The organism is Methylobacterium sp. Leaf106, from assembly GCF_001422895.1.
Classification (GTDB): domain Bacteria; phylum Pseudomonadota; class Alphaproteobacteria; order Rhizobiales; family Beijerinckiaceae; genus Methylobacterium; species Methylobacterium bullatum.
Genome location: NZ_LMNB01000011.1, coordinates 1 through 20,115 on the forward strand (window position 1 = coordinate 1; position 20,115 = coordinate 20,115).

The following is a 20,115-nucleotide window of genomic DNA, read 5'->3' on the forward strand; positions in this document are numbered from 1 at the left end:
AACAATGCCGGGGCGCTGCATTCGCGCCTGATCGTGATCCTGAACGACAACGACATGTCGATCGCCCCGCCGGTGGGGGCGATGTCGGCCTATTTCGCCAGGCTCGCCTCGGGCGGGACCTATCGCGGCCTGCGCGAGACCGCCAAGCAACTCGGCAAGCTCCTGCCGAAGGCGATCTACCAGCGCGCGGCGGCGGCGGAGGAATATGCCCGCTCCCTGGTGGTGGGCGGCGGCACGATGTTCGAGGANGCTCGGCAAGCTCCTGCCGAAGGCGATCTACCAGCGCGCGGCGGCGGCGGAGGAATATGCCCGCTCCCTGGTGGTGGGCGGCGGCACGATGTTCGAGGAGATGGGCTTCCACTATGTCGGCCCGGTCGATGGCCATAACCTCGACCATCTCCTGCCGATCCTGAAGAACGTGCGCGATTCGGACCAGGGGCCGATCCTGCTCCATGTCGTGACCCAGAAGGGCAAGGGCTACGCCCCGGCCGAGGCTTCCGCCGACCGCTACCACGGGGTGGTGAAGTTCGACGTGCTGTCGGGCGTCCAGGCCAAGGCCAAGCCGAACGCACCGGCCTATACCCGCGTCTTCGGCGAGAGCCTGATCAAGGCGGCGGATGCCGACGACAAGGTGGTGGCGATCACGGCGGCGATGCCGGNGCCGACCGCTACCACGGGGTGGTGAAGTTCGACGTGCTGTCGGGCGTCCAGGCCAAGGCCAAGCCGAACGCACCGGCCTATACCCGCGTCTTCGGCGAGAGCCTGATCAAGGCGGCGGATGCCGACGACAAGGTGGTGGCGATCACGGCGGCGATGCCGGGCGGCACCGGGATCGACCTGTTCGGCAAGGCGCATCCGGACCGGACCTTCGATGTGGGCATCGCCGAGCAGCATGCGGTGACGTTCGCGGGCGGCYTGGCGACGGAGGGCTACAAGCCGTTCGTGGCGATCTACTCGACCTTCCTGCAGCGGGCCTACGATCAGGTCGTGCACGACGTGGCGCTGCAGAACTTAGCCGTTCGGTTCTGCCTCGACCGGGCGGGTCTGGTGGGCGCGGACGGGGCGACCCATGCGGGCGCGTTCGATCTGGCCTATCTCTGCTGCCTGCCGAACATGGTGGTGATGGCGGCCTCCGACGAGGCCGAACTGGTCCACATGGTGGCGACCCAGCATGCCCATGACAGCGGCCCGATCGCCCTGCGCTACCCGCGCGGCGAGGGGGTGGGCGTCGACCTGCCCGAGCGCGGCGTGCCGCTTCCCATCGGCAAGGGCCGGATCGTCAAGCGCCCCGAGGGGGCGCGGGTGGCGCTGCTGAGCCTCGGCACGCGTCTGTCTGAGGCGCTGAAGGCGGCCGACCTTCTGGAGACGGCGGGGATCGCCGTGAGCGTGGCGGATGCGCGCTTCGCCAAGCCGCTGGACGAAGCGATGATCCTGGATCTGGCGGCGAGCCACGAGGTCCTGGTCACCCTGGAAGAGGGTTCGGTGGGCGGCTTCGGCGCAATGGTGCTGCATCTCCTGTCGGAGAAGGGGGCGCTGGACACGGGCCGGGTGCGGGTGCGGACCCTGACGCTGCCGGACACCTACCAGGACCACAACAGCCCGGAGGCGATGTACGCCGAGGCCGGCCTCGACGCCGACGGCATCGTCAGGACCGTCCAGGCCGCCCTCCCCGAGCAGAAGGCACGCAGCGGTGCCAAGCTCGTGAGCATCGGCAACGGCCAGCGCTGACCGGACGACAAACACGAGAGCTCGGCATCACGGCTCCGCTTCTGCGGCGGCCGTGATGCCGTTCGCGGCATTCGCATCCTCCGGCGGCCCTGCGCCGAGGATGCGATGGCCGGCTACTTGATGACCGAGCAGGCGAGGCGGGCGCCCGCCCCGCCGATCGGCTGGCTGGTATGGTCGTCCTCGTTGGCGTGGATGATGAAGGCCGAGCCGTCGGCATCCTTCAACCCGCCCTCGCCCGTGAGCGGCGTCTCGCTCGACACCTCCGCATTCACCGAGCCATCGGCATTGGCATAGACGTTGGGCAGGTCGCCCTCGTCAGGCCCTTCCGGGTTGAGCAGGCCGTGCTTGCTCTGGTCGTGATTGACGTGAGCCTTCGATTTCTCGAACTTCTCCATGTCCGAGCAATCGGCCACGGCGTGGAAATGGATGCCGTGCCAGCCAGGAGGCAGGCCACCGGGCTGGATCGCCAGACGCAGCACCAGGGCGCTCGCTCCATCGCGGATGGTGACCGTTCCGATCGGTTCGCCCTTCGTGTTGACGACCTTGCTCTCGTAGGTCTGCGGCGCGGTATTTGCCGCCGGGGCAGGCGCCTGCGCGAGGGCGGGCGTGACGCCGCCCACGAGGGCGAGGACCGACAGGAATCGTCTCATGGCGTTTCTCCTCTCCACGCCGGGGCGATTGTGGAGCTCTGCAAGGAAAATCCCGGCCGCGACCGTGTCCGACGACGATGGCCCGGGTAAGGCTGTCGTCGCGGTCGGGTCGGGTGCCATGTGTGTCGGCCGAGCCCGGACGGCAACCGCATCCGGACACCGAAGCAGGTCCGGTGCCGGGCATCCCCACGGGGCATCCACCCCAAACGGAATGCCGGTTAACATAGCATCGTGGACGCCATCGTAAGCTTTCGTTAAGCTGACATCTCAGTCCGACAGCGATTGCCGGGCGGCGCGTGCGGAGGTGGAACGCCGATATGCGTCCGATCTCTCGGCACCAGCCTGGAGAGAGTCGATGCCAATGCGTCTTCATCGGTTGTCGACCATCGTTTCGGCGCTCGGCCTGTCGGCGCTCTGCGCCATGCCGATGATCGATACCGTTTCCGCTCAGGACGCGCCCCTCGCCAAAGACGCGACGCCCGCTCCCGCCGGCCGTGCATGGACCGATCCGCCCGACCGGAAGGCCGCACCCTCACCCGTCGCCGGGCGCGAGGATGGCAAGCAGCAGGATGTCCGGAAGGCCGACGCGACGGCCCGTGCCGGGAAGGCGGCGCGAAACCGCCGTGACGCGGCTGCCAGACCCCGGTCCGTCACGGCCAGCCGGCATGCGAGCAGAAAGGCACCCGGCCACGGGATCGCCCGACGCCTGGTCCCCGCCGGACGCGAGACCATCCGCTCCGTCGCCGTCAGGGCGCCCGCCAGCCGGGCGGCGAGAGACGGAACCTGGACCGTCCGCGCCTTTCAGCCGAACTACGATGACACTCCCGGCTATCGCTACGGCTACCTCCCGGAAGAGGGGCCGGCCTATCGCCGCCGGGATGACGGGGGCAGAGATTATCAGGCGGCCCGCCTGCGGGAGGCCCGCGAGGCGGGATATCTCGTCGTCCGCTCGAATGACCCCCGCACGATGGACGGACGCCCCTTGGAGGCTCTCCGCGGGCCCGAGGATCGGGGCGATCCCGAAGACTGATCGTGCGAGCCGGGCTTTACCGTCGGCGTTTCTGACTGGGCTTGCGCATTACTCCGCCCACGCAAAAAACCTCGCTGGCGAGAGCCGGCGAGGCATTCCATGATAGCGGGGGAAGCGAAGACCGCTTTAGCGAAGGCGGCCGGGACGTGCCGGCTCGAAGACGATGCGGCGGTGAAACGCGCACCAGCTCTTGCCGTCCGGCGCAGGTGCGCCACAACAGACCGCGCGATCGTTCGGCTCGCCGATGATGAACTTGCAGACGAAGGCGCCCGACTGTGCGAAGGGGACGCGCAGTTCGGCCGACGGTTCGGCAATGGCGTCAGCATCGCCGATCTGTGACAGGCGAACGAGTTGATTCATGTAAAACGTACTCGCAGGATCTGCGTCTCTGGCGGGCGCACGCCCGGTGGGACCGTGGATTGAAATCCGCCGTAGGAACGGTCCTTCCGCCACGAGGCACAACGATGCCCCGCTTGCTTCCGATCCGCCCCGTGACTTCATGGGAAGCCGCGATACGACGCTGTCATGATGTCACTGTATCTAGGGATCTTTCGCCCTTAAACAAGTCTCGACGCATCAAGGTGCTGCAGCGCACAGATTCTGGCGTCTTTCGGCGTGGTTCGAGGTCGAGTTCGCCTCTTCTAGCGCCAAATCCCTTTCTTTTTTGAGAATGCCGACCATCGGATCATCCGTCGCCGGTCGACGCCGCGCAGTGATTCGCCGGGTACGTCGGCCTTCGAGCGCCTCGCGAAACCTTCGCTCACGTCCGAGACGACGAAAAAACCCCATGCGCCGGCCGGCACATGGGGTCTGGTCGTTGTTCGAAGCCGTGGTCCGGCCCGCTCGCGGCGAGCGCGGCCCCTGCCGGCTTACTTGAGCAGCTTGACCAGGGCCTTGCCGGCCGGGGTCTTCAGCTCGGCCGCATCGAGGGTGCCGTCGTTGTCCGGATCGGCCGCCTTGAAGCGGGACTCGACCAGGGCGAGGTACTCTTTCTTGTCGATCGTGCCATCCTTGTCCGGATCGGCTTCCGCGATCACCTTCTTGCCACCGCGACCCTTGAGCTCCTTGGCGTCGAGGGTGCCGTCCTTGTCGCCTTCGAGGGCGTCGAACTTGGCGCTGGCGACGGCCTGGACTTCCTTCAGGTCGATCGTGCCGTCATTGTCAGTGTCGATCATGGAGATGATCTTGTTGCCCTTGGCGGAGGCCGGGGTGGCGACGGCGAAGGGGACGGCCAGGGCGGCGATGGCAAGGAAAAGGGGGAGCTTTGACCGGTTGAGCATGCGTAAACCTCCTAATTGCGTCAGCGTTGTGGAACTATCACAGGCTTTTGCAGATGCGAAGGTACTCTATTGCAGGGCAGCGGCCCGTTCTTGGGCCGGCTGTGGATGACGGACTCTCCGATACCGGCGGATTGGAGCCCCAAAGGGCACGGGCACACGACACATGCCGCTGATGACGGATTGGTTTTCCCTTCTCCTTCATGAAGGAGCGATGTCATGGGAAGCAACGAAGGACATGATCCATCACTATGTTTCAGCCCGTCATGGAAACCGGCCGTCGTCTTCTCAGGCGCATCTGGCGTTGGGCCGTCTTCAGGGGGACGGGATTCAAGTACCGGGATTTCGAATTGGCCTTCGAGCGAGGCGATTGGCCGACGATCCTGACACGGGCCCGTAACGGCGAGCGACTCAAGAAAAGCCCGTCGATGATGGGCATGTTCATCCGCGCCGCCGGCGAGATGCGTGACGTCGAAGCATTGGCCTGGGCCGAAAGCCAGTGCCTGGGCGCGCGATGGTCGACGCGGGATCGGTATGCGGTGAGCCAGAGGTTCCTGATGCTCGGCGAAGCGGCGGCCGCATGGGCGGTCTTCACCGCCGATGCGGCCGTGATGGCCGAGGCGAGATTCGCCCACCAGGCGAAATCATTCCTCCCCCATACCAAGGATGCCGCCCTCCGGTCGGCGATCAAGGCGGCCATGGCGAAGGCCGTCCCCGTCGGATCCTCTGCCGCGGCGGGCGTCGTCAAGGCGGCGGCCACGACGATTCGATTTCCGTTCTTCGGCTCCGGGCAGCGGGTTCAGGGCTCCGTCGAGATCCGGTCGAGCGAGCGAACCCCGCCGCGCCACGCCATCAAGGTCACCGCAGATATCGAGAGCTTCCGGACCAAGGTCGCCCGGGCAAAGCCGCCCGAGATCATCGAGCACCGGGAGGTGTTCGTGGACCGGAACGGCCAGATCTGGAAGGAGGACGGCAGCCTCATCGTCTCGAAGGGAACGCCCATTTCCCGCTTGTCGCGCGCGGAAGTGCCCGGCATCGCGACAGGCTTCTTCGCCATCAAGAGCACGCGCGGCATCTATCACTGGCTGGTGGATCGCCTGCCGCTCTTCGCCTGGATGCTGGAGGACGGGGCGCCGGATGCGGTGATCCTCCTGAGCGACGAGGCCCCCTCCTTCGAGAAGGAGACCCTGCGTCTGGCCGGCCTGCCCCAGACGGTGGTGGATGTCGGTGATGCGGTCTTCGTCCAGCGGCTGCTGATCGCCCGCAGCGGCATGCAGGGTTTCAGCTATTGGGAGCAGGTGGCACCCGTCATCGAGCGGGTGAAGCGGTCCGCCCGTGCCATCGCTGCGCAGGAAAACGTGAGCGCCGGCGATGCGATCTACATCTCCCGCCGCGATTCGAGCCGACGGGTCATGAGAAACGAAGCCGAACTCGAGACCCAGATCACGACGAGGGGCTATGCGGGCGTCGCCCTCGGGACCATGCCCCTGTGGCAGCAGGTCTTCGTCGTCTCGTCGGCGAAGCGGATCGTCGCTCCTCATGGGGCCGGGTTGGCACATATCGTCTTCTCGGAGCCCGGAACCCACATCACCGAGATCGTGCCGGTCCAGGACGGGACCTACTTCCTGCGTCTGAACTATGCCCGGCTCAGCCTCGTGATGGGACATCGCTATCGCGGCTGGCTGGAGCCTCACCACGGCGCGATGGACAGTTGGACCGTGGATGCCCCGGCCTTCCTCGATTATCTCGATGAGCGGCCCGGCGATGCGGCCGCTCACGTTCGCGTGGAGGATGCCGGCGACCGGTCCCGGATGGGGTGAAGGGCCCCCTGTCCGGCGGCGGATCACGCGATTGTTGGAGGTGCCCCGACGAATGGGCGCCCTCATTCCGGCCACGTCGTTGCAGCAGGGGCTGCGTTCATGGGAGACACCCGGCACCGGCATGGGGGCCGGACTCGGTCGGCCGGGTCGAAGCGTTCGGCTAAGCCTTTGTCGAGACGCGGTGTATCGATGCGGGCTGTTGCGTCCTCGCGTGACGCGGCATTAGATTTCGGGTTGGGAGATCGGGATTGGGCGCTCGACCGGGAACACGTTCAGTGAAGGGCTGTCCACCGGTCTCCTGGCGAGATGGTTCATGCTGATCTTGGAGAACGTCTGGGTCAGGTCGCTTCAGTCGCGGTCGCATGCGGTTCTGTGCGGCCTCTCCGGGGTCATCCCGACGAACCGTCGCGTCGGCATCCTCTGCGCCTCGAAGATCGAGCGCCGCGCGTTCAGCGACCTCATCTCGGGAGTGAGGCAGCCCGCCGTCGGCAAGGTGCGGCGCGAGGCTGACATCTCGAGTCCCGTCGGTCGCATGGCTGGGATCGTCGCCCTCCATACGCTGAGGCGGAACTGCGTGTTCGCGGCCAAGATGCACCGCATCGAGCCCGGGAGCCTGATCAAGTTCGTCGCCTTCGTGGCCAATATCGATGCCTTCATGGACGTGCCGTACAAGCACGTGCCCGCCGATATCGCAGTGGCGTTTCGGTATGCCCTGTCCTACGGGCTGCCCTACGAGACTTACTTCGTCGACGGTGACATTCTTCCGCAGACGGCTGAGTTCACCGACCGTTTCGCCAGCGTGATCAAGCAACGCTCGGCCACGAGCGGTTTCATCGTCATTTCGTCGAACGTCGCCCAGGTGCGGGAGTTCTGCGACATCGTCGGCGTGGTGCAGGCCGATAAGATCGTCCTCTACTCCAATGCTCAGCGGGCCATCCACGAATACATGAGGCTGGTTGACCTCAACAAGCCCGATGTCGATGCCACCGAGACCTTGCTGGCGCGGATCCGTCGCGCCCTGAAGCTCGAAGATTGGCCGATGGTGGCCGCCATCGCCACGTCCGAGATGCAGGACGATCCGGATAGCCCCACGGCGATCTGGCTGTATGGGGAACTCGCCCTGTCGCGGGGGGACCGTCGACGCGGCATCGACCTGATCATACGCGCCTGTCAGGCCAACCCCTCCTTCGAGGAGCCGTGGAAGGCCCTGGTGCGCGTCGCCGAAGACGAGCAGGACGAGGAGAGGCTCAAGCTCCTGGCCTCCGTGCTGATGACCAACGATCAATGCCGGATCTTGCGGATGGCCGCCAAGATCATCGAGCAGACCGGCACCGACGCGGCGGCCGCCGACGCTTGGCGTAGAGTCGCTGCCGCGGCCCGGACGGATGTGGGCGTGCTGATCGAGGCCGGCGACCGCTTGCTCCGCGCGGGGGCGGGGGAGGATGCGGCCCGGATCTTCGAGGCCGCCTATGCGGCCGATCCGACGAATGGCCGCCTCCTGGTGATGCTCTACCGCAGTGAACTGCTCTTTTCCGACAACGAGCGGTTGGCCGAATTGGCGGCTCTCATCGTGGAGTTCTACCCGGAGGAGGCCGAACGGGCCGTGCGCCTCGCCCAGCGCGCGCGCCGTCCGGAGGTGAAGGCGATCGAGGATGGCGGCTCGTCTACCCTTCTCGAATCCGTTGCCGAGGAAGCCCTTCCGGTCAGAATCGGGCGCGCCCTGAAACAGCAGGATGTCGACGCCCTAGCCGAGATCGCAGAGGCCGAGATCCGGCGGGAGGCGGACGGCGCCACCGGCATCTGGCTTCTCGGTGAGATCGCCCTGATCAAGGGAGATCGCGAGCGCGGCGGGGAACTGATCCTGCGTGCGTGCCAGGCGGATGCCGAGTTGGAAGAGCCCTGGAAGACTCTGGGGCGTCTTGCGGAAGAGGAAAAGAGCGAGGACCGGCTCAGCTATTACGTTTCCGCCCTGATGACCAACGGTCAGGGGCGGATCCGTCGGCTGGCCGCCAAGGCGCTCGAGCCGACGGGCGACGAGGAATCGATCCTGGCGGCGTGGCGTGCCGTCGCCCATGTGGCCGGTGCGGATCTCGCCCTGATGCTGGAGGCGGGCGACCGGCTGTTCCGCTATGGCGCCGCCGGCGAGGGAGCCCAGGTCTTGTCACGGGCGCTTCAGGTCGATCCCCGGAACGGACGCGTGCTGATGCTGCTCTATCGCTGCGAACTGACCTTCTCCGACGACGAGCGCCTATTGGCGCTCGCAGGCCAGATCAACGATGTCTCCCCGGCCGATATCGACCGCGCCATCCGTCTCGCCCTGAATGCGCGCAAGGCGGATCTCGGCAAGCGGATGAAGGAACGGTTCAAGCAGCCCGCGCCCAGCGACGCGAGCGCCTGAGCGGAGGCGGCCTCACGCCTCCCGCACACCGGGCTTCTGCCCCGGATCGAAGGTGAAGACGACGCCTGCCTGTTCGAGAACCTGACGCACCGCCTGCACCGTGTCGCGTCGCGGGCGGATGGTCGCCTCCGGATCTTCGATCCGCACGATGGTCGAGACCGATACGCTCGCCCGCCGCGCCAATTCGTCCTTCGACAGGCCGGCCATCCCGCGCGCGGCCCGGACCTGTGCGGAGGTGAGATCCCTGCTGCCGCGGCCGATATCGGTCGCGGGCCCGCGAGCGTCCGTGCTCGACGAGGCCGCCTGGAAGCGGCTCTGTCCGGGGACGCTCAGGCACACGCCGACCCATTCCTTCACCGAGCCGTCCCGGTTCATGATCGGCACGCCACGGGCGTTGAACCAGCGATAGACCCCATCGACGCAGAGGATTCTGTAGTCGGTGTTGTAGGCCGTGTCGTGGCTGAGGGCCGTCCGCCAGGCGAAGTTCGTGCGTTCCCTGTCGTCGGAATGCAGGACGTCGATCCAGCCGAGGCCCTGGAACTGATCGTGTCGCTGCCCGGTGAGCTCCTCCCAGAGCGGCATGTCGATCGACTTCCCATCGGGGCTGACGATCCAGACCACCGCAGCCGTGGCCGAGAGCAGAGCCTCGAAGCGATCGGGTCCCTGTTTGGTGGAATGCTTCGCATCGTAGCGATCGGTCACGTCCTCGACGACGCCGATCGCCTGGCTCGGGCGGTTGCCGGGGCCGAGCACCACCTCGGCATGGCTGGCGATCCAGCGCAAAGTCTGGTCCGGCCGGATGATGCGGAACTCGCGCCGGAGCGGCTGCCCTTCGCGCAGCAGGGTCAGCATATCCGTATGCGCGGCACGGTCGTCGGGATGCATCATGGCCTCCACGACGCCGAAGCTCAGGGCGACCGAGGGGGAAAGGCCGAGAACGCGATGGAGGCCGATCGATCCGTGGATGTCGAGCTCTTCGAGGTCCGCCGACCAGAAGCCGACATCCGTGGCATGTTGCATGAACTTCAGGAGGCGGCGGGAGGGCAACCGGCGCGATGCGCCATCCGACCGTCCGGATGGATCCATCGACGACCGTGGCGGCATGTTTCTTTCTCCTCGGCCAATGTGCCGCCTGACATGAACGATTTTATGCCAGGATGTTCCGAAACACTATGTCGTTGCGTGTTTTTCTCCTGCCGCACAACCCGCTGTAGGGCGAATGGGACATAATTTCGCTCGGTGCATTGTCCGTCCCCGTTGCCACCCCGTGGATGGGCGAGGTCATGCATCTGCCCCCGCCATCCCGGCCCTCCTGCGGGCGTCCGTCACAGCCGCGCCCATGACGGAACCGGTGCGATCGCCCCTTTCGATGCGGGCGAACTCGCATGTCGCGTGCCGGTGACGGGAACCTCAGAGGGATTCTCGGCGGTCTCGCGCGGTGAATGGCCGGAAGCGGTGCGGCGTCGGCTTCGCCCGGCGCACATGGCGTCCCGCTCAGCCGGCCCGAACCGGTGCGTTGGCCAGGGTCAGAAGGGTCTGGAGCAGGACATCGGCGCCGGCGGTGCAATCGCCCTGCGTCGCCGATTCCGCCTCGTTGTGGCTGATCCCGTCGCGGCAGGGCACGAAGATCATGGCCGTCGGGGCGAGGGCGGCGATGTTGCAGGCATCGTGGCCAGCGCCCGAGACCATGCGGCGATGGCTGAAACCCAAGCCCCTGGTCGCCGCCTCGACGGCGCCCACAACCCCGGCATCGAACGGCACGGGTTCCTTTCGCCAGATCCGGGTCAACTCGATAATGAGCTTGCGCCGGCCGGCGATGGCGTCGAGTTCCGCTCGTAACTCGCTTTCGACCGCGTCGAGGGTCTCGGCTTTCGGATCGCGCACGTCGAGGGTGAAGCGGATGCGGCCGGGGATGACGTTGCGCGACGGCGCGCCGATCACCGCCTCGCCGATCGTCGCCACCGCCGTGGGACCGTGGGCATGGGCGATCCGCTCGACGGCCAGCGCGATTTCGGCGAAGCCGTTGAGGGCGTCGCGACGGCGCGGCATCGGCGTCGTGCCCGCATGGCTCTCGAAACCCGTCACCACGCCGTCGAACCAAGCGATCCCCTGCCCGCCCTCGACGACGCCGATGGTGGTCGCCTCGGCCTCCAGGATCGGCCCCTGCTCGATATGCAGTTCCACGAAGGCGCCGATCCTGCGCTCGCCCACCGGCTCGTCTCCGAGATAGCCGATGGCCTCCAGCGCCTGCTTGACGGGGATACCAGCGGCATCCCGCCGGGAATGGATGTCCTCCACCGTGAATTCTCCGGCATAGGCGGCGGAGGCCATCATGGCGGGGGCGTAGCGCGAGCCCTCCTCGTTGGTCCAGTTGACGAGGAGCAGGGGCGCCTCGGTTTCGATGCCGGCGTCGTTCAGCGCCCGCATGACCTCCAGGCCCGCCAGGGTGCCGAGGATGCCGTCGAACTTGCCCCCCGTGGGCTGCGTGTCGAGATGCGAGCCGCAGGCGACCGGCAGGCGCGTCATGTCGCGTCCGCGCCGCAGGGCGAACTGAGTGCCCAGCGCATCGACACGCACCTCCAGTCCCGCCGCCTCGCAGGCATCCCGGAACCAGTCCCGGACCCGGCCATCCTCCTGCGACAGGGTCAGCCGGTTGATTCCGCCGGCCGGGGTGGCGCCGAACCGGGCGGTCTCCATGATCGTGGACCACAGGCGCGCGCCGTCGACGCGGAGATTGTGGGTCGTGCTCATATGCGTATCCGTTGTCTCGGTTCGGTCTTTTGGGACCTGGATCTGTCCTCCACCCCTCCTCCTCATCCTGAGTTGCCGCGAAGCGGCCTCGAAGGAGGCTTCCAAGGATCGGAGGGTGAATGGGAGGTCTCCTTCGAGGCCTGCACTTCGCTCTGGCACCCCAGGGCGAGGTCGTGGGGAGGAGAGCTACGCCTCCACCATCTCCGCCCGCTGTGCCTGGAAGCTCCGCGCCGCCTCGTCGGTCTTCCAGCAGGCGGCGCGATGGCCAGGTCCGGCCTCGACCACCGGCGGGTCGCCCACGCGGCAGCGTTCCTCGGCGAGGAAGCAGCGCGGTGCGAAGGGGCAGCCCGGCTGGCGGTTGGCGAGGTCGGGCGGGCTTCCCGGGATGGTCTGGAGCCGCGAGCCCTTGGCGAGCGCCCCGTCGGCGCGGCTGCGCAGCAGGCCGATCGTGTAGGGATGATGCGGGTTGAGCACCACGTGCCGGGCCGAGCCCTCCTCCACGATGCGGCCGGCATACATCACCGCGATCCGGTCGGCGACTTCGACGGCGGCACCGAGATCGTGGGTGACGAAGAGGGTGGAGAGTCCAAGCTCCGCCTGCAGGTCGCGCAGCAGCAGCAGGATCTGGATCTGCACCGTGGCGTCGAGGGCCGTCGTCGGCTCGTCGGCGAGGAGGACCTTGGGGTTGCAGGCGAGGGCGAGGGCGATCATCGCGCGCTGGCGCATGCCCCCCGACATCTCGTGCGGATAGGCGTCGAGCCGCCGCTCCGGGCTCGGAATGCGCACCCGTTCGAATTGCTGCAGCGCGCGGGCGCGTGCTTCGGCCGCGCCGATCCCCTCGTGCTGGCGGATCGCCTCCATGATCTGGCGGCCCACCGTATAGACCGGATCGAGGGCCAGCAGCGGCTCCTGGAAGATCATCGCGACTTCGCGGCCGCGTAACGCCGTCAGGTCGCGCTTGCCCATGGCCATCACGTCGCGGCCGGCGACGAGGACGCGGCCTTCGATCGCCGTCTTGCGCTCGGGGTTGAGGCGCATGATCGCGCGCAGGGTCACGCTCTTGCCCGAGCCCGACTCGCCAATGAGGGCGATGGCCTGGCCTCGGCCGAGGGTGAGATCGACCCCATCCACGGCGCGGACCTTGCCGCCGAAGGTGACCTTCAGGCCTTGGATTTCGACGGCGGGTCCGGCCGGGGGCTTCGTCCTGGGCTCGCTCATGCTGCGACCGCCTCCGCGGACGGCGCCGCCGAATGGCCGGAGCCCGGCTGGCGGGCGAGGCAGGCGACGCGGTGGACGGGGTCGACCGGGGCGAGGGGCGGAGCATGGCTCCGGCAGATATCCTCCACGAGACTGCAGCGCGGGTTGAAGCGGCATCCCGGCGGCGGGTCGATGGGGTTGGGCGGGTCTCCGGCCAGCGGGGCCACGGTGGTGCGGTTGTCCGGGTCCATCGACGGCATCGAGGACAGGAGCGCCTTGGTATAGGGATGGGCGGGGTCGGCCAGCACGGTGTCGGCCGGGCCGATCTCCACCACCTGCCCGAGATACATCACCGCCACCCGGTCGCAGATGAAGCGGACGACGTTGAGGTCGTGGCTGATGAACAGGTAGGTGAGGTCGAATTCCTGCTTGAGGTCCATCAGCAGGTTCAGAACCTGCGCCTCCACCGACTTGTCGAGGGCCGAGACCGCCTCGTCGAGGACCACGAGGCGCGGCTCCAGCGCCAGGGCGCGGGCGATGTTCACGCGCTGGCGCTGGCCGCCGGACAGTTCGTGCGGATAGCGGGCGGCGAAGCGCGCCGGTTCCAGGCCGACACGGGCGAGGAGGCTGCGCGCCCGCTCGATGGCCTGGCGTTTGGGCACGCCGTGGACCCGTGGCCCGAAGGCGATGGACCCTTCGATGGTCATGCGCGGGTTGAGCGACGAGTAGCTGTCCTGGAACACCATCTGGGCCTGGGCGCGAAACTCGCGCAGGGGCAGCGCCCGGCTGCCGATGCGTTCGCCGTCGAACAGCATCTCGCCCTTGTCGTGCTGGGTCAGGCCCATGATGAGGCGGGCGGTGCTGGACTTGCCGCAGCCGGATTCGCCGACGACCCCCAGGGTCTCGCCCTTCTTGATATCGAAATCGACGCCGTCCACGGCGCGCACGACGGCCTTCTTTCCGCCGATCCCCTTCTTGACCGGGAAATGCTTCACCAACCCCTCGACGGTGAGGAGTGGCTGGCCCGGGCCGCCCCGGTCGCGGGAGGAGAGCGGGCTCGACGCGATGGGCGTGCTCATGACTTCACTTCCATTGCCGAACGCAGGCCGTCCGAGAACAGGTTGAACGAGATCGAGACGATGAAGATCGCGAGGCCGGGCAGCGCCGCGACCATTGGGTTCACGTAGATCGCGGTGCGCAGCGTGTTGAGCATCAGGCCCCATTCGGGCTCCGGCGGCTTCACGCCGAGACCGAGGAAGGAGAGGCCCGAGGCCAGGATCATCGACACGCTGATGAGGCTGGTCGAGTAGACGAAGATCGGTCCGAGCACGTTGCCGAGCACCTGCGCGCGCAGGATCGTCAGGGTGGAGGCGCCGGACAGGCGGGCGGCGTCGACATAGTCGCGTGAGCGGATCTGCGTCGTCACGCTCTCGGCCACGCGGGCGATCTGGGGCGTGAACACGCAGGTCAGCGAGACGATGGAGTTGAACACGCCCGCCCCCAGGGCGCCGGAGAGGGCGATGGCCAGAAGCACCGAGGGGAAGGCGAAAAACACGTCGATGGTGCGCATGAGCACGGTATTGAGCCAGCCGCCGACATAGCCGGCGAGGATGCCGATGCTGGAACCGAGGAGGAAGGCGAGGATCACCGGCGTGACGCCGATGAACAGAGAGAGGCGCCCGCCCAGCATCAGGCGGCTCAGCATGTCGCGCCCGAGCTCGTCCGAGCCGAGAATGTATGTGGCGTCGCCCACGGGCTTGAGCCGCCGCACCATCGAGCCACGATACGGGTCCATGGGCGTGATCCACGGCGACAGCAACGCGATGACCACGATGGCGAGGATGACGAAGGCGGCGATCATCGCCACGGGATCGCGCAGGAGCTTGGCCAGCACGTTGCCCCAGAACCCGCGCGAGGCGACGAAGGCCTCCGGCGTCGAGGTGAGCGGAGGGGCGCCCCCGGCGATGTCGATGGCCGATACGGCCGGACTGGTCCCGAGTGCCATCAGCTCCTCTCGATGCGCGGGTCGAGCGCCGTCTGCACGACGTCGACGATGAGGTTGAGGGCGACGAAGAACATCGCCAGGACGAGGATGGCGCCCTGCAGCAGCGGCAGGTCGCGCTGGAAGATCGCGGCGTTGAGGAGGAATCCGGTGCCGGGCCAGGCGAACACCGTCTCGATCAGGATCGAGCCGCCGAGCAGGTAGCCGAGCTGCAGCCCCATGATCGCCAGAGCGGTGGGAGCGGCGTTCTTCACCACGTGCTTGAACACGCCGAATTCGGAGAGGCCTTTCGCCCTGAGCGCCCCGACGAAATCCTGGGAGAGGATGTCGCCCACCAGCGCCCGGACGGTGCGGGCGATGACGCCCATCGGGATCACCGACATCGTGATGGCGGGCAGGATGATGTAGCGCAGGTGCTCGAGATCCGGCTTCCAGTTGCCCGACCCGTCGGGGCCGGCGCCGGTGGAGGGGAGCCAGCCGAGCTGGGCCGAGAACACGATCACCAGGACCATGCCGAGCCAGTAATGCGGCACGCTCACACCGAAGACCGAGATGGCGGAGGCCGCCCGGTCGAGCACGGAATCGCGGAAATAGCCGGCGACGAAACCGAACAGGCAACCGAAGGTGAAGCCGATCAAGGTCGCCACGGAGGCGAGGATCAGGCTGTTGACGACGGCGCGACCGACCTCGCTCAGGACCGGCCTGCCGGTGGCGATGGACGTGCCGAGATCGCCGTGGAGCACCTTCCACAGCCACAGGGCGTACTGGACCGGCAGCGGCTTGTCGTAGCCGTAGGCGATCCGCATGGCGTCGATCGTCTCCTGGGTGGCGTCCACCGGCAGGATGGAGCTGAGGGGATCGCCGTCCGCCAGATGTACCAGCGAGAAGCAGACGATGCTCACGCCGAGCGCCACCGGGGTGACGGTGAGGAGGCGGCGGAGGATGAAGCTCAGCATGGCGCGGTCCCTCGTCCCCCTCCCCCCTCTGCGGGGGAGGGTGGCCCTCGCGTCAGCGAGGGTCGGGAGAGGGGAGCGCCTTGTCCGGAGAGGTCGCCCCCTCTCCCGCCTGCTCCGCAGGCACCCTCCCCCGCAAAGGGGGGAGGGTTGGTATGCATGGCGGCCTTCGTCATCACTTCCCCACGGTGATGGGCGAGAAGTCCTGGTACCAATTCTGGGCCTGGACGAAGCCCTTCACTTTCGAGCTCATGGCGCGCGGGTTGGTGTCGTGGGCGACCATGAGGAACAGCGCCTCGTCGACGTATTTCTCGTGGACCTTCTGCAGCACCTTGATCTGCTCGGCCGGATCGAACGTCGTGCGGATCTGATCGAACAGCTTGTCCATCTCGGGGTCGCAGTAATGGCCCCAGTTCGTGCCGTTGGGGGCGGCGAGATTGCATTGCAGATGGCGGATGAAGCCGGTGAAGGGGTCCTGGATGAAGTAGGAGAAGTTCATCCCCGTGGCGCCGCGCGACACGTCGGCCTTCGCGCCGGCCCGCCACAGGTTGATGAGCGCGTTCCACTCGACGACTTCGAAATTCACCTTGATTCCGATATCGGCGAGGTTCTGCTGGATCAGCTCGTTCATCGGCAGGGGCTGCATCTGGCCCGAGCCCGAGGGCGCGATCAGGATCTTCGTGACGATGGGCTTGTTGGGGCCGTACCCGGCCTCGGCCAGGAGCTTCTTGGCCGCGTCGGGGTCATAGGTCGGCTTGAAGGTCGGCGAGCCGAACCAGGCCGAGCCCGGCGGCATGAAGCCCTGCGCCGGGATCATCAGGCCGCTGAGCATCTCCTTCATGCCCTCACGGTCGACGGCGAGGTTGGCGGCCTTGCGCACGCGGATGTCGTTCCACGGCGAACCCTCTGCCCGCGACAGGTGCCAGGTCCAGTTATGCGGATAGGCGTTGGTGACGATGCTGAACCCCGCCCCCTTGAGGGAGGCGATGGCGTCCGGCGGCGGGGCCTCGATCCAGTCGACCTGGCCCGAGCGAAGGGCCGCCACGCGGGCATTGGCCTCCGGCAGGGGCACCAGCACCAGCTTGTCGAGCTTGGGCACCCGCGCCTTGTCCCAGTATTCGGCGAAGGGGGCCATCTCGGCGCGCTCGCGCGGGGCGAACAGGGTCAGCTTCCACGGGCCGGTCCCGGACGGCGTCTTGGCGAACGCGTCCCAGCTCTTGCCCAGCTTCTCCCACTGCGTCGGCGAGGACATCATGATCCAGGCGATCTGGTAGGGCAGCGTCGCGTCCGGTGCCTTGGTGGTGATCTCCACCGTCATCGGATCGACGACGCGGTAGCTGGAGACACCGGGGATGCGCGACCTACCCTGCGCCGACTGGCGCGGATCGAATTGCGGCGCATCGGTCTTGAGGAGCTTGTCGAAGTTCCAGACCACCGACTCGGCGGTGAAGGGCGACCCGTCGTGGAAGGTGACGCCGGGGCGCAGCTTGAAGATCCACTTGGTCTTGTCGGCGGCATCCACCGCCCAGGAGGTGGCTAGACCGGGGGTGAGGTCGGAGGGCTTGGTCGCGCTCGACAGGTCCCAGTTGATGAGCGCGTCGTAGACCGTGTAGCCGGTGAAGCGCATGCCCTCGCCGCCATTGTCGGCCTGCCCCGTGGTGAGCGGGATGTCCGACGCGGTCATTCCGATCCGCAGCGTTCCCTGTGCCCATGCGGTCGGCACCATGCCGCCGGCGGCCAGCGCCGCGGCCACGAGTCCAACGCGAAGATGTTCTGCCAAGCCTTTCATCGTGTTGTGCTTTTCCTCGGTCGACCGATGATCGGCGAAATTGCCGGTGTCCCGGACGCCCATGCAAGGCGCCGGCCAGACTGGACCGTTTCCAACCCCGGCGGGTGAAAATGCATACGAAATCCAGTGCGGCCGGGCGGTTCGCCATGCGCTGGGGGCCGGCCCGCCCGGCGGGGGCGACGTCATGGGTTTTGCGCTGCGGCAATCGGCTCTAAACCGCCTCACACCGGGCATGCCGCCCGGCGGAGCGTCCCGGTTGTCCCTCCCTCCGAACCCCAGGGCCAAGGCCAGCGGCGCCGTCTCCGGCGGCCTCCGGCGCGGGCGCGTGGCCGGCTTCCTCATGGGGCGGGGCTCCCTCTCCACGCCGGGATCGAACCTCGCGCGCCTGCCGATCGCCCTCGACCCGCGCGGGCTCAGCATCATCGAGGGCATCCGGGCGGCCTGCGCCTTCGGCACCGTCATCCTGCTCCACGAATTCGTGGCATGGCCCCCGCTCCTAATCATGGCGCTTGCGGCCAACCTCACCTGCTTTGCCGATATCGGCGGCCCGATGCGCTCCCGGCTGATGGTGCTCGCCATGTTCTCGGTGCTCGGCAGCCTGATCTGGAGCCTGTTCGGCCTGCTCCAGCCCCATGGCCCGGCGCTCGTTGTGCCCCTCGCCACCCTCGTCATCTTCTGCTGCAGCTATGCGCGGGTCTGGGGCGTGCAGGAGCAGACCGCTGGCAACGTCCTCGTCCTCGTCCTGGCCTTCGCCCTCGACCGTCCCCTCACCGGCGGCGAGGCCGTCATCGCCGGAGCGATGGTGCTGGCCGGCGGCCTGTGGGCGACGGTGCTGGCCCTCGCTCTGTGGCGGCTCAACCCCTATCGCCCGACCCAGAGGGCCGTGGCCGAGGTCTGGCGCCGGCTCGCTCTGCTCAGCGGCGATCTCGAAGACCTCGCGGCCTCGGACGAGGCCGGCGCGGCGGGATTCGACGACCATGCCCGCGCCCATCGCCGCGGCGTGCGCGAGGCGATCGAGCTCGCCCGCGGCCTCATCGTCGACCTCGCCCGCAGCCGCGAGCGCGTCTCCGACCGCACCGCCCAGGCCCTGATCCGGCTGGAGAGCGCCGAGCAGATCTTCGCCGCCCTCATCGCCCTGTCCGACCGGATCGAGGCCGACCGGAACCCCAACCGCCAGGTCCGGACCCGGCGCCTGCTGCGCCGCCTGCGGCCGCTCCTCCTCGTGGTCGCGCGGGCGATCCGCGACGACACCGTCCTCGACCTGCCGCGCATCGAGCGCTCGATCGCGCGGGCGGGACGCGGATTCGCGTCCGACCCGGCCCTCAAGGCCCTGGCCGAGCGCATCCTCGACCGCGTCCGCATCGGGGCGAAGCTCTCGACGCCGGAAGGGTATCGCCCCGGCGGCACGCTGCTGGGGAGCGCCAGCCTGCCCCTGCGCCAGAGGCTCGTCGGCCCGTTGAAGGCGAACTTCACCCTGGCCTCGCCGAACCTGCGGCACGCGATCCGCGCCAGCACCGTCACCGCCCCGGTCCTCGGTCTCACCCTGCTCTGGCCGGGGCCGTTCACGCACTGGCTCACCATCACGGTGGTGCTGACCATGCAGCCCTTCTACGCCGCCACCTGGCAGCGGGCGCTGGAGCGGATCGGCGGCACGGTGCTCGGCGGGCTGTTCGGCGCCCTCCTCGCCAGCCTCGCCACGACGACCCTGGCGCTCGCGGCGCTGATCTTTCCGTTGAGCATCATCGGTTTTGCCGCCCGGCAGGTGAGCTATGCCTTCTTCATCGCCTGCCTGACGCCCTTGGTGGTGCTGCTGGTGGAGGTGATGGAGCCCGGCCATGCCTCCTGGGAAGTCGCGGGCATGCGCGCCCTCTTCACCCTGCTCGGAGGCCTCATCGCGGTGGCGAGCAGCCTGCTGCTCTGGCCGGTCTGGGAGCCCGATCAGGTCCGCCTCGAACTCAGGAAGGCCGTGAAGGCCCATGCCGATTTCGCGCGCACCGTGCTCTCGAATCGGGTGGAGGCCGAGCGGAGCGGGGCGGCGGAGGCCGCGGCGCGGGCCAGCGGCCTCGCCCTCAACACCCTGGAGGCCGCCCTCTCCCGCGCCCTGCAGCAGCCCCGCGCCGGGCGTCACCCCCAGGTCGAGACCGCGATGGTCGCCGATGCGACCCTGCGCCGGATCGGTGCGCGCCTCTCGGCCTTGCGTCATGCCGCCGAGCCCAAGCCCGCTCTCGCCGAAGAGCTCGCGGGCGATGCCGGGGACGAGGCGGAGGCGTGCCGCGCCTGGACCTTGTGGATCACCACCACCCTCGCCCGCCTCGCCGAGGATGGCGGCGCCCTGCCCGCCCATCCCGCCCTGCCCCGAGCCGAGTCTCTCGTGCGCCTCGTGACGCAGGTGGAACTGCTGGCCGAGACCCTGCGCCCGCAACGGTCGCGCGAGGAGGCCGCCCCCGCCGAGGCCGTCCCCGAGACGGCCCGCCGCTAGGTCTTTCCACCCGCCCGGGGCTAAAGGGGGGCGTGTCTCGC

General features: G+C 68.0%; 15 protein-coding genes and 2 pseudogenes. 7 read left to right on the plus strand and 10 right to left on the minus strand.

The genetic code is table 11. The features are described 5' to 3' along the window. The 3 genes and pseudogenes from ASF34_RS22720 to ASF34_RS07800 all read left to right on the plus strand — a co-directional run. On the plus strand, window positions 1-248 hold a 248-nt coding region (locus ASF34_RS22720), incomplete at both ends, for a 1-deoxy-D-xylulose-5-phosphate synthase N-terminal domain-containing protein (protein WP_274533750.1). A gap of 1 nt (window position 249) precedes the next feature. Beyond that, window positions 250-659: pseudogene (locus tag ASF34_RS23750) on the plus strand (1-deoxy-D-xylulose-5-phosphate synthase N-terminal domain-containing protein); the annotation flags it as partial. A gap of 1 nt (window position 660) precedes the next feature. After that, a pseudogene (locus ASF34_RS07800) lies at window positions 661-1,728 on the plus strand (transketolase C-terminal domain-containing protein); the annotation flags it as partial. 113 nt (window positions 1,729-1,841) lie between these two features. Here ASF34_RS07800 and ASF34_RS07805 read toward each other — a convergent pair. Further along, window positions 1,842-2,378 carry a superoxide dismutase family protein gene (locus ASF34_RS07805; RefSeq protein WP_056160383.1) on the minus strand — a complete coding sequence of 179 codons (537 nt, stop codon included), beginning with the start codon at window positions 2,376-2,378 and terminating at the stop codon, window positions 1,842-1,844. A 355-nt stretch (window positions 2,379-2,733) separates the two neighbouring features. Here ASF34_RS07805 and ASF34_RS07810 point away from each other — a divergent pair, with 355 nt between their 5' ends. Further along, on the plus strand, window positions 2,734-3,408 hold the full coding sequence (locus ASF34_RS07810) for a hypothetical protein (RefSeq protein WP_056160384.1): 675 nt from the start codon (window positions 2,734-2,736) through the stop codon (window positions 3,406-3,408). Window positions 3,409-3,534: 126 nt separating this feature from the next. Here ASF34_RS07810 and ASF34_RS07815 read toward each other — a convergent pair whose 3' ends face one another. Both ASF34_RS07815 and ASF34_RS07820 read right to left on the minus strand, forming a co-directional pair. After that, a complete protein-coding gene (locus tag ASF34_RS07815) occupies window positions 3,535-3,768 on the minus strand; it encodes a GcrA family cell cycle regulator (protein ID WP_018043414.1) in 234 nt (77 codons plus the stop codon). 509 nt (window positions 3,769-4,277) lie between these two features. Then, a complete protein-coding gene (locus tag ASF34_RS07820) occupies window positions 4,278-4,688 on the minus strand; it encodes an EF-hand domain-containing protein (protein WP_018043413.1) in 411 nt (136 codons plus the stop codon). Between the two features lie 425 nt (window positions 4,689-5,113). Between ASF34_RS07820 and ASF34_RS07825 the strand changes: the two genes are divergently transcribed. Next, window positions 5,114-6,505 (plus strand): glycosyltransferase family 61 protein, encoded by a 1,392-nt coding sequence (locus tag ASF34_RS07825; protein ID WP_244478933.1) that lies wholly within the window; start codon window positions 5,114-5,116, stop codon window positions 6,503-6,505. Window positions 6,506-6,818: 313 nt separating this feature from the next. Continuing rightward, window positions 6,819-8,903 (plus strand): hypothetical protein, encoded by a 2,085-nt coding sequence (locus tag ASF34_RS07830; protein WP_056160388.1) that lies wholly within the window; start codon window positions 6,819-6,821, stop codon window positions 8,901-8,903. Between the two features lie 12 nt (window positions 8,904-8,915). Here the strand turns inward: ASF34_RS07830 and ASF34_RS07835 are convergent, their stop codons facing one another. The 7 genes from ASF34_RS07835 to ASF34_RS07865 form a co-directional block, all read right to left on the minus strand. Further along, on the minus strand, window positions 8,916-9,923 hold the full coding sequence (locus ASF34_RS07835) for a PAS domain-containing protein (RefSeq protein WP_244478934.1): 1,008 nt from the start codon (window positions 9,921-9,923) through the stop codon (window positions 8,916-8,918). A gap of 474 nt (window positions 9,924-10,397) precedes the next feature. Then, window positions 10,398-11,654, minus strand: coding sequence for a Zn-dependent hydrolase (locus ASF34_RS07840; protein WP_056160390.1), 1,257 nt, complete (start codon window positions 11,652-11,654; stop codon window positions 10,398-10,400). Between the two features lie 186 nt (window positions 11,655-11,840). Beyond that, the gene (locus tag ASF34_RS07845) at window positions 11,841-12,872 is read right to left on the minus strand and encodes an ABC transporter ATP-binding protein (RefSeq protein ID WP_056160392.1); all 1,032 of its coding nucleotides are present in this window, start codon (window positions 12,870-12,872) and stop codon (window positions 11,841-11,843) included. Then, complete coding sequence (locus tag ASF34_RS07850; RefSeq protein ID WP_018043407.1) at window positions 12,869-13,930, minus strand: ABC transporter ATP-binding protein; 1,062 nt, start codon at window positions 13,928-13,930, stop codon at window positions 12,869-12,871. The genes ASF34_RS07845 and ASF34_RS07850 overlap by 4 nt, the downstream gene beginning before the upstream one ends. Next, window positions 13,927-14,856, minus strand: a complete 930-nt coding sequence (locus ASF34_RS07855) for an ABC transporter permease (RefSeq protein WP_018043406.1) — start codon at window positions 14,854-14,856, stop codon at window positions 13,927-13,929. The genes ASF34_RS07850 and ASF34_RS07855 overlap by 4 nt, the downstream gene beginning before the upstream one ends. Continuing rightward, on the minus strand, window positions 14,856-15,809 hold the full coding sequence (locus ASF34_RS07860) for an ABC transporter permease (protein WP_056160394.1): 954 nt from the start codon (window positions 15,807-15,809) through the stop codon (window positions 14,856-14,858). The genes ASF34_RS07855 and ASF34_RS07860 overlap by 1 nt, the downstream gene beginning before the upstream one ends. Window positions 15,810-15,981: 172 nt before the next feature. Next, complete coding sequence (locus ASF34_RS07865; RefSeq protein ID WP_056160411.1) at window positions 15,982-17,595, minus strand: ABC transporter substrate-binding protein; 1,614 nt, start codon at window positions 17,593-17,595, stop codon at window positions 15,982-15,984. 256 nt (window positions 17,596-17,851) lie between these two features. Here ASF34_RS07865 and ASF34_RS07870 point away from each other — a divergent pair, with 256 nt between their 5' ends. Beyond that, window positions 17,852-20,074 (plus strand): FUSC family protein, encoded by a 2,223-nt coding sequence (locus ASF34_RS07870; protein WP_056160397.1) that lies wholly within the window; start codon window positions 17,852-17,854, stop codon window positions 20,072-20,074. Window positions 20,075-20,115: the final 41 nt, after the last annotated feature.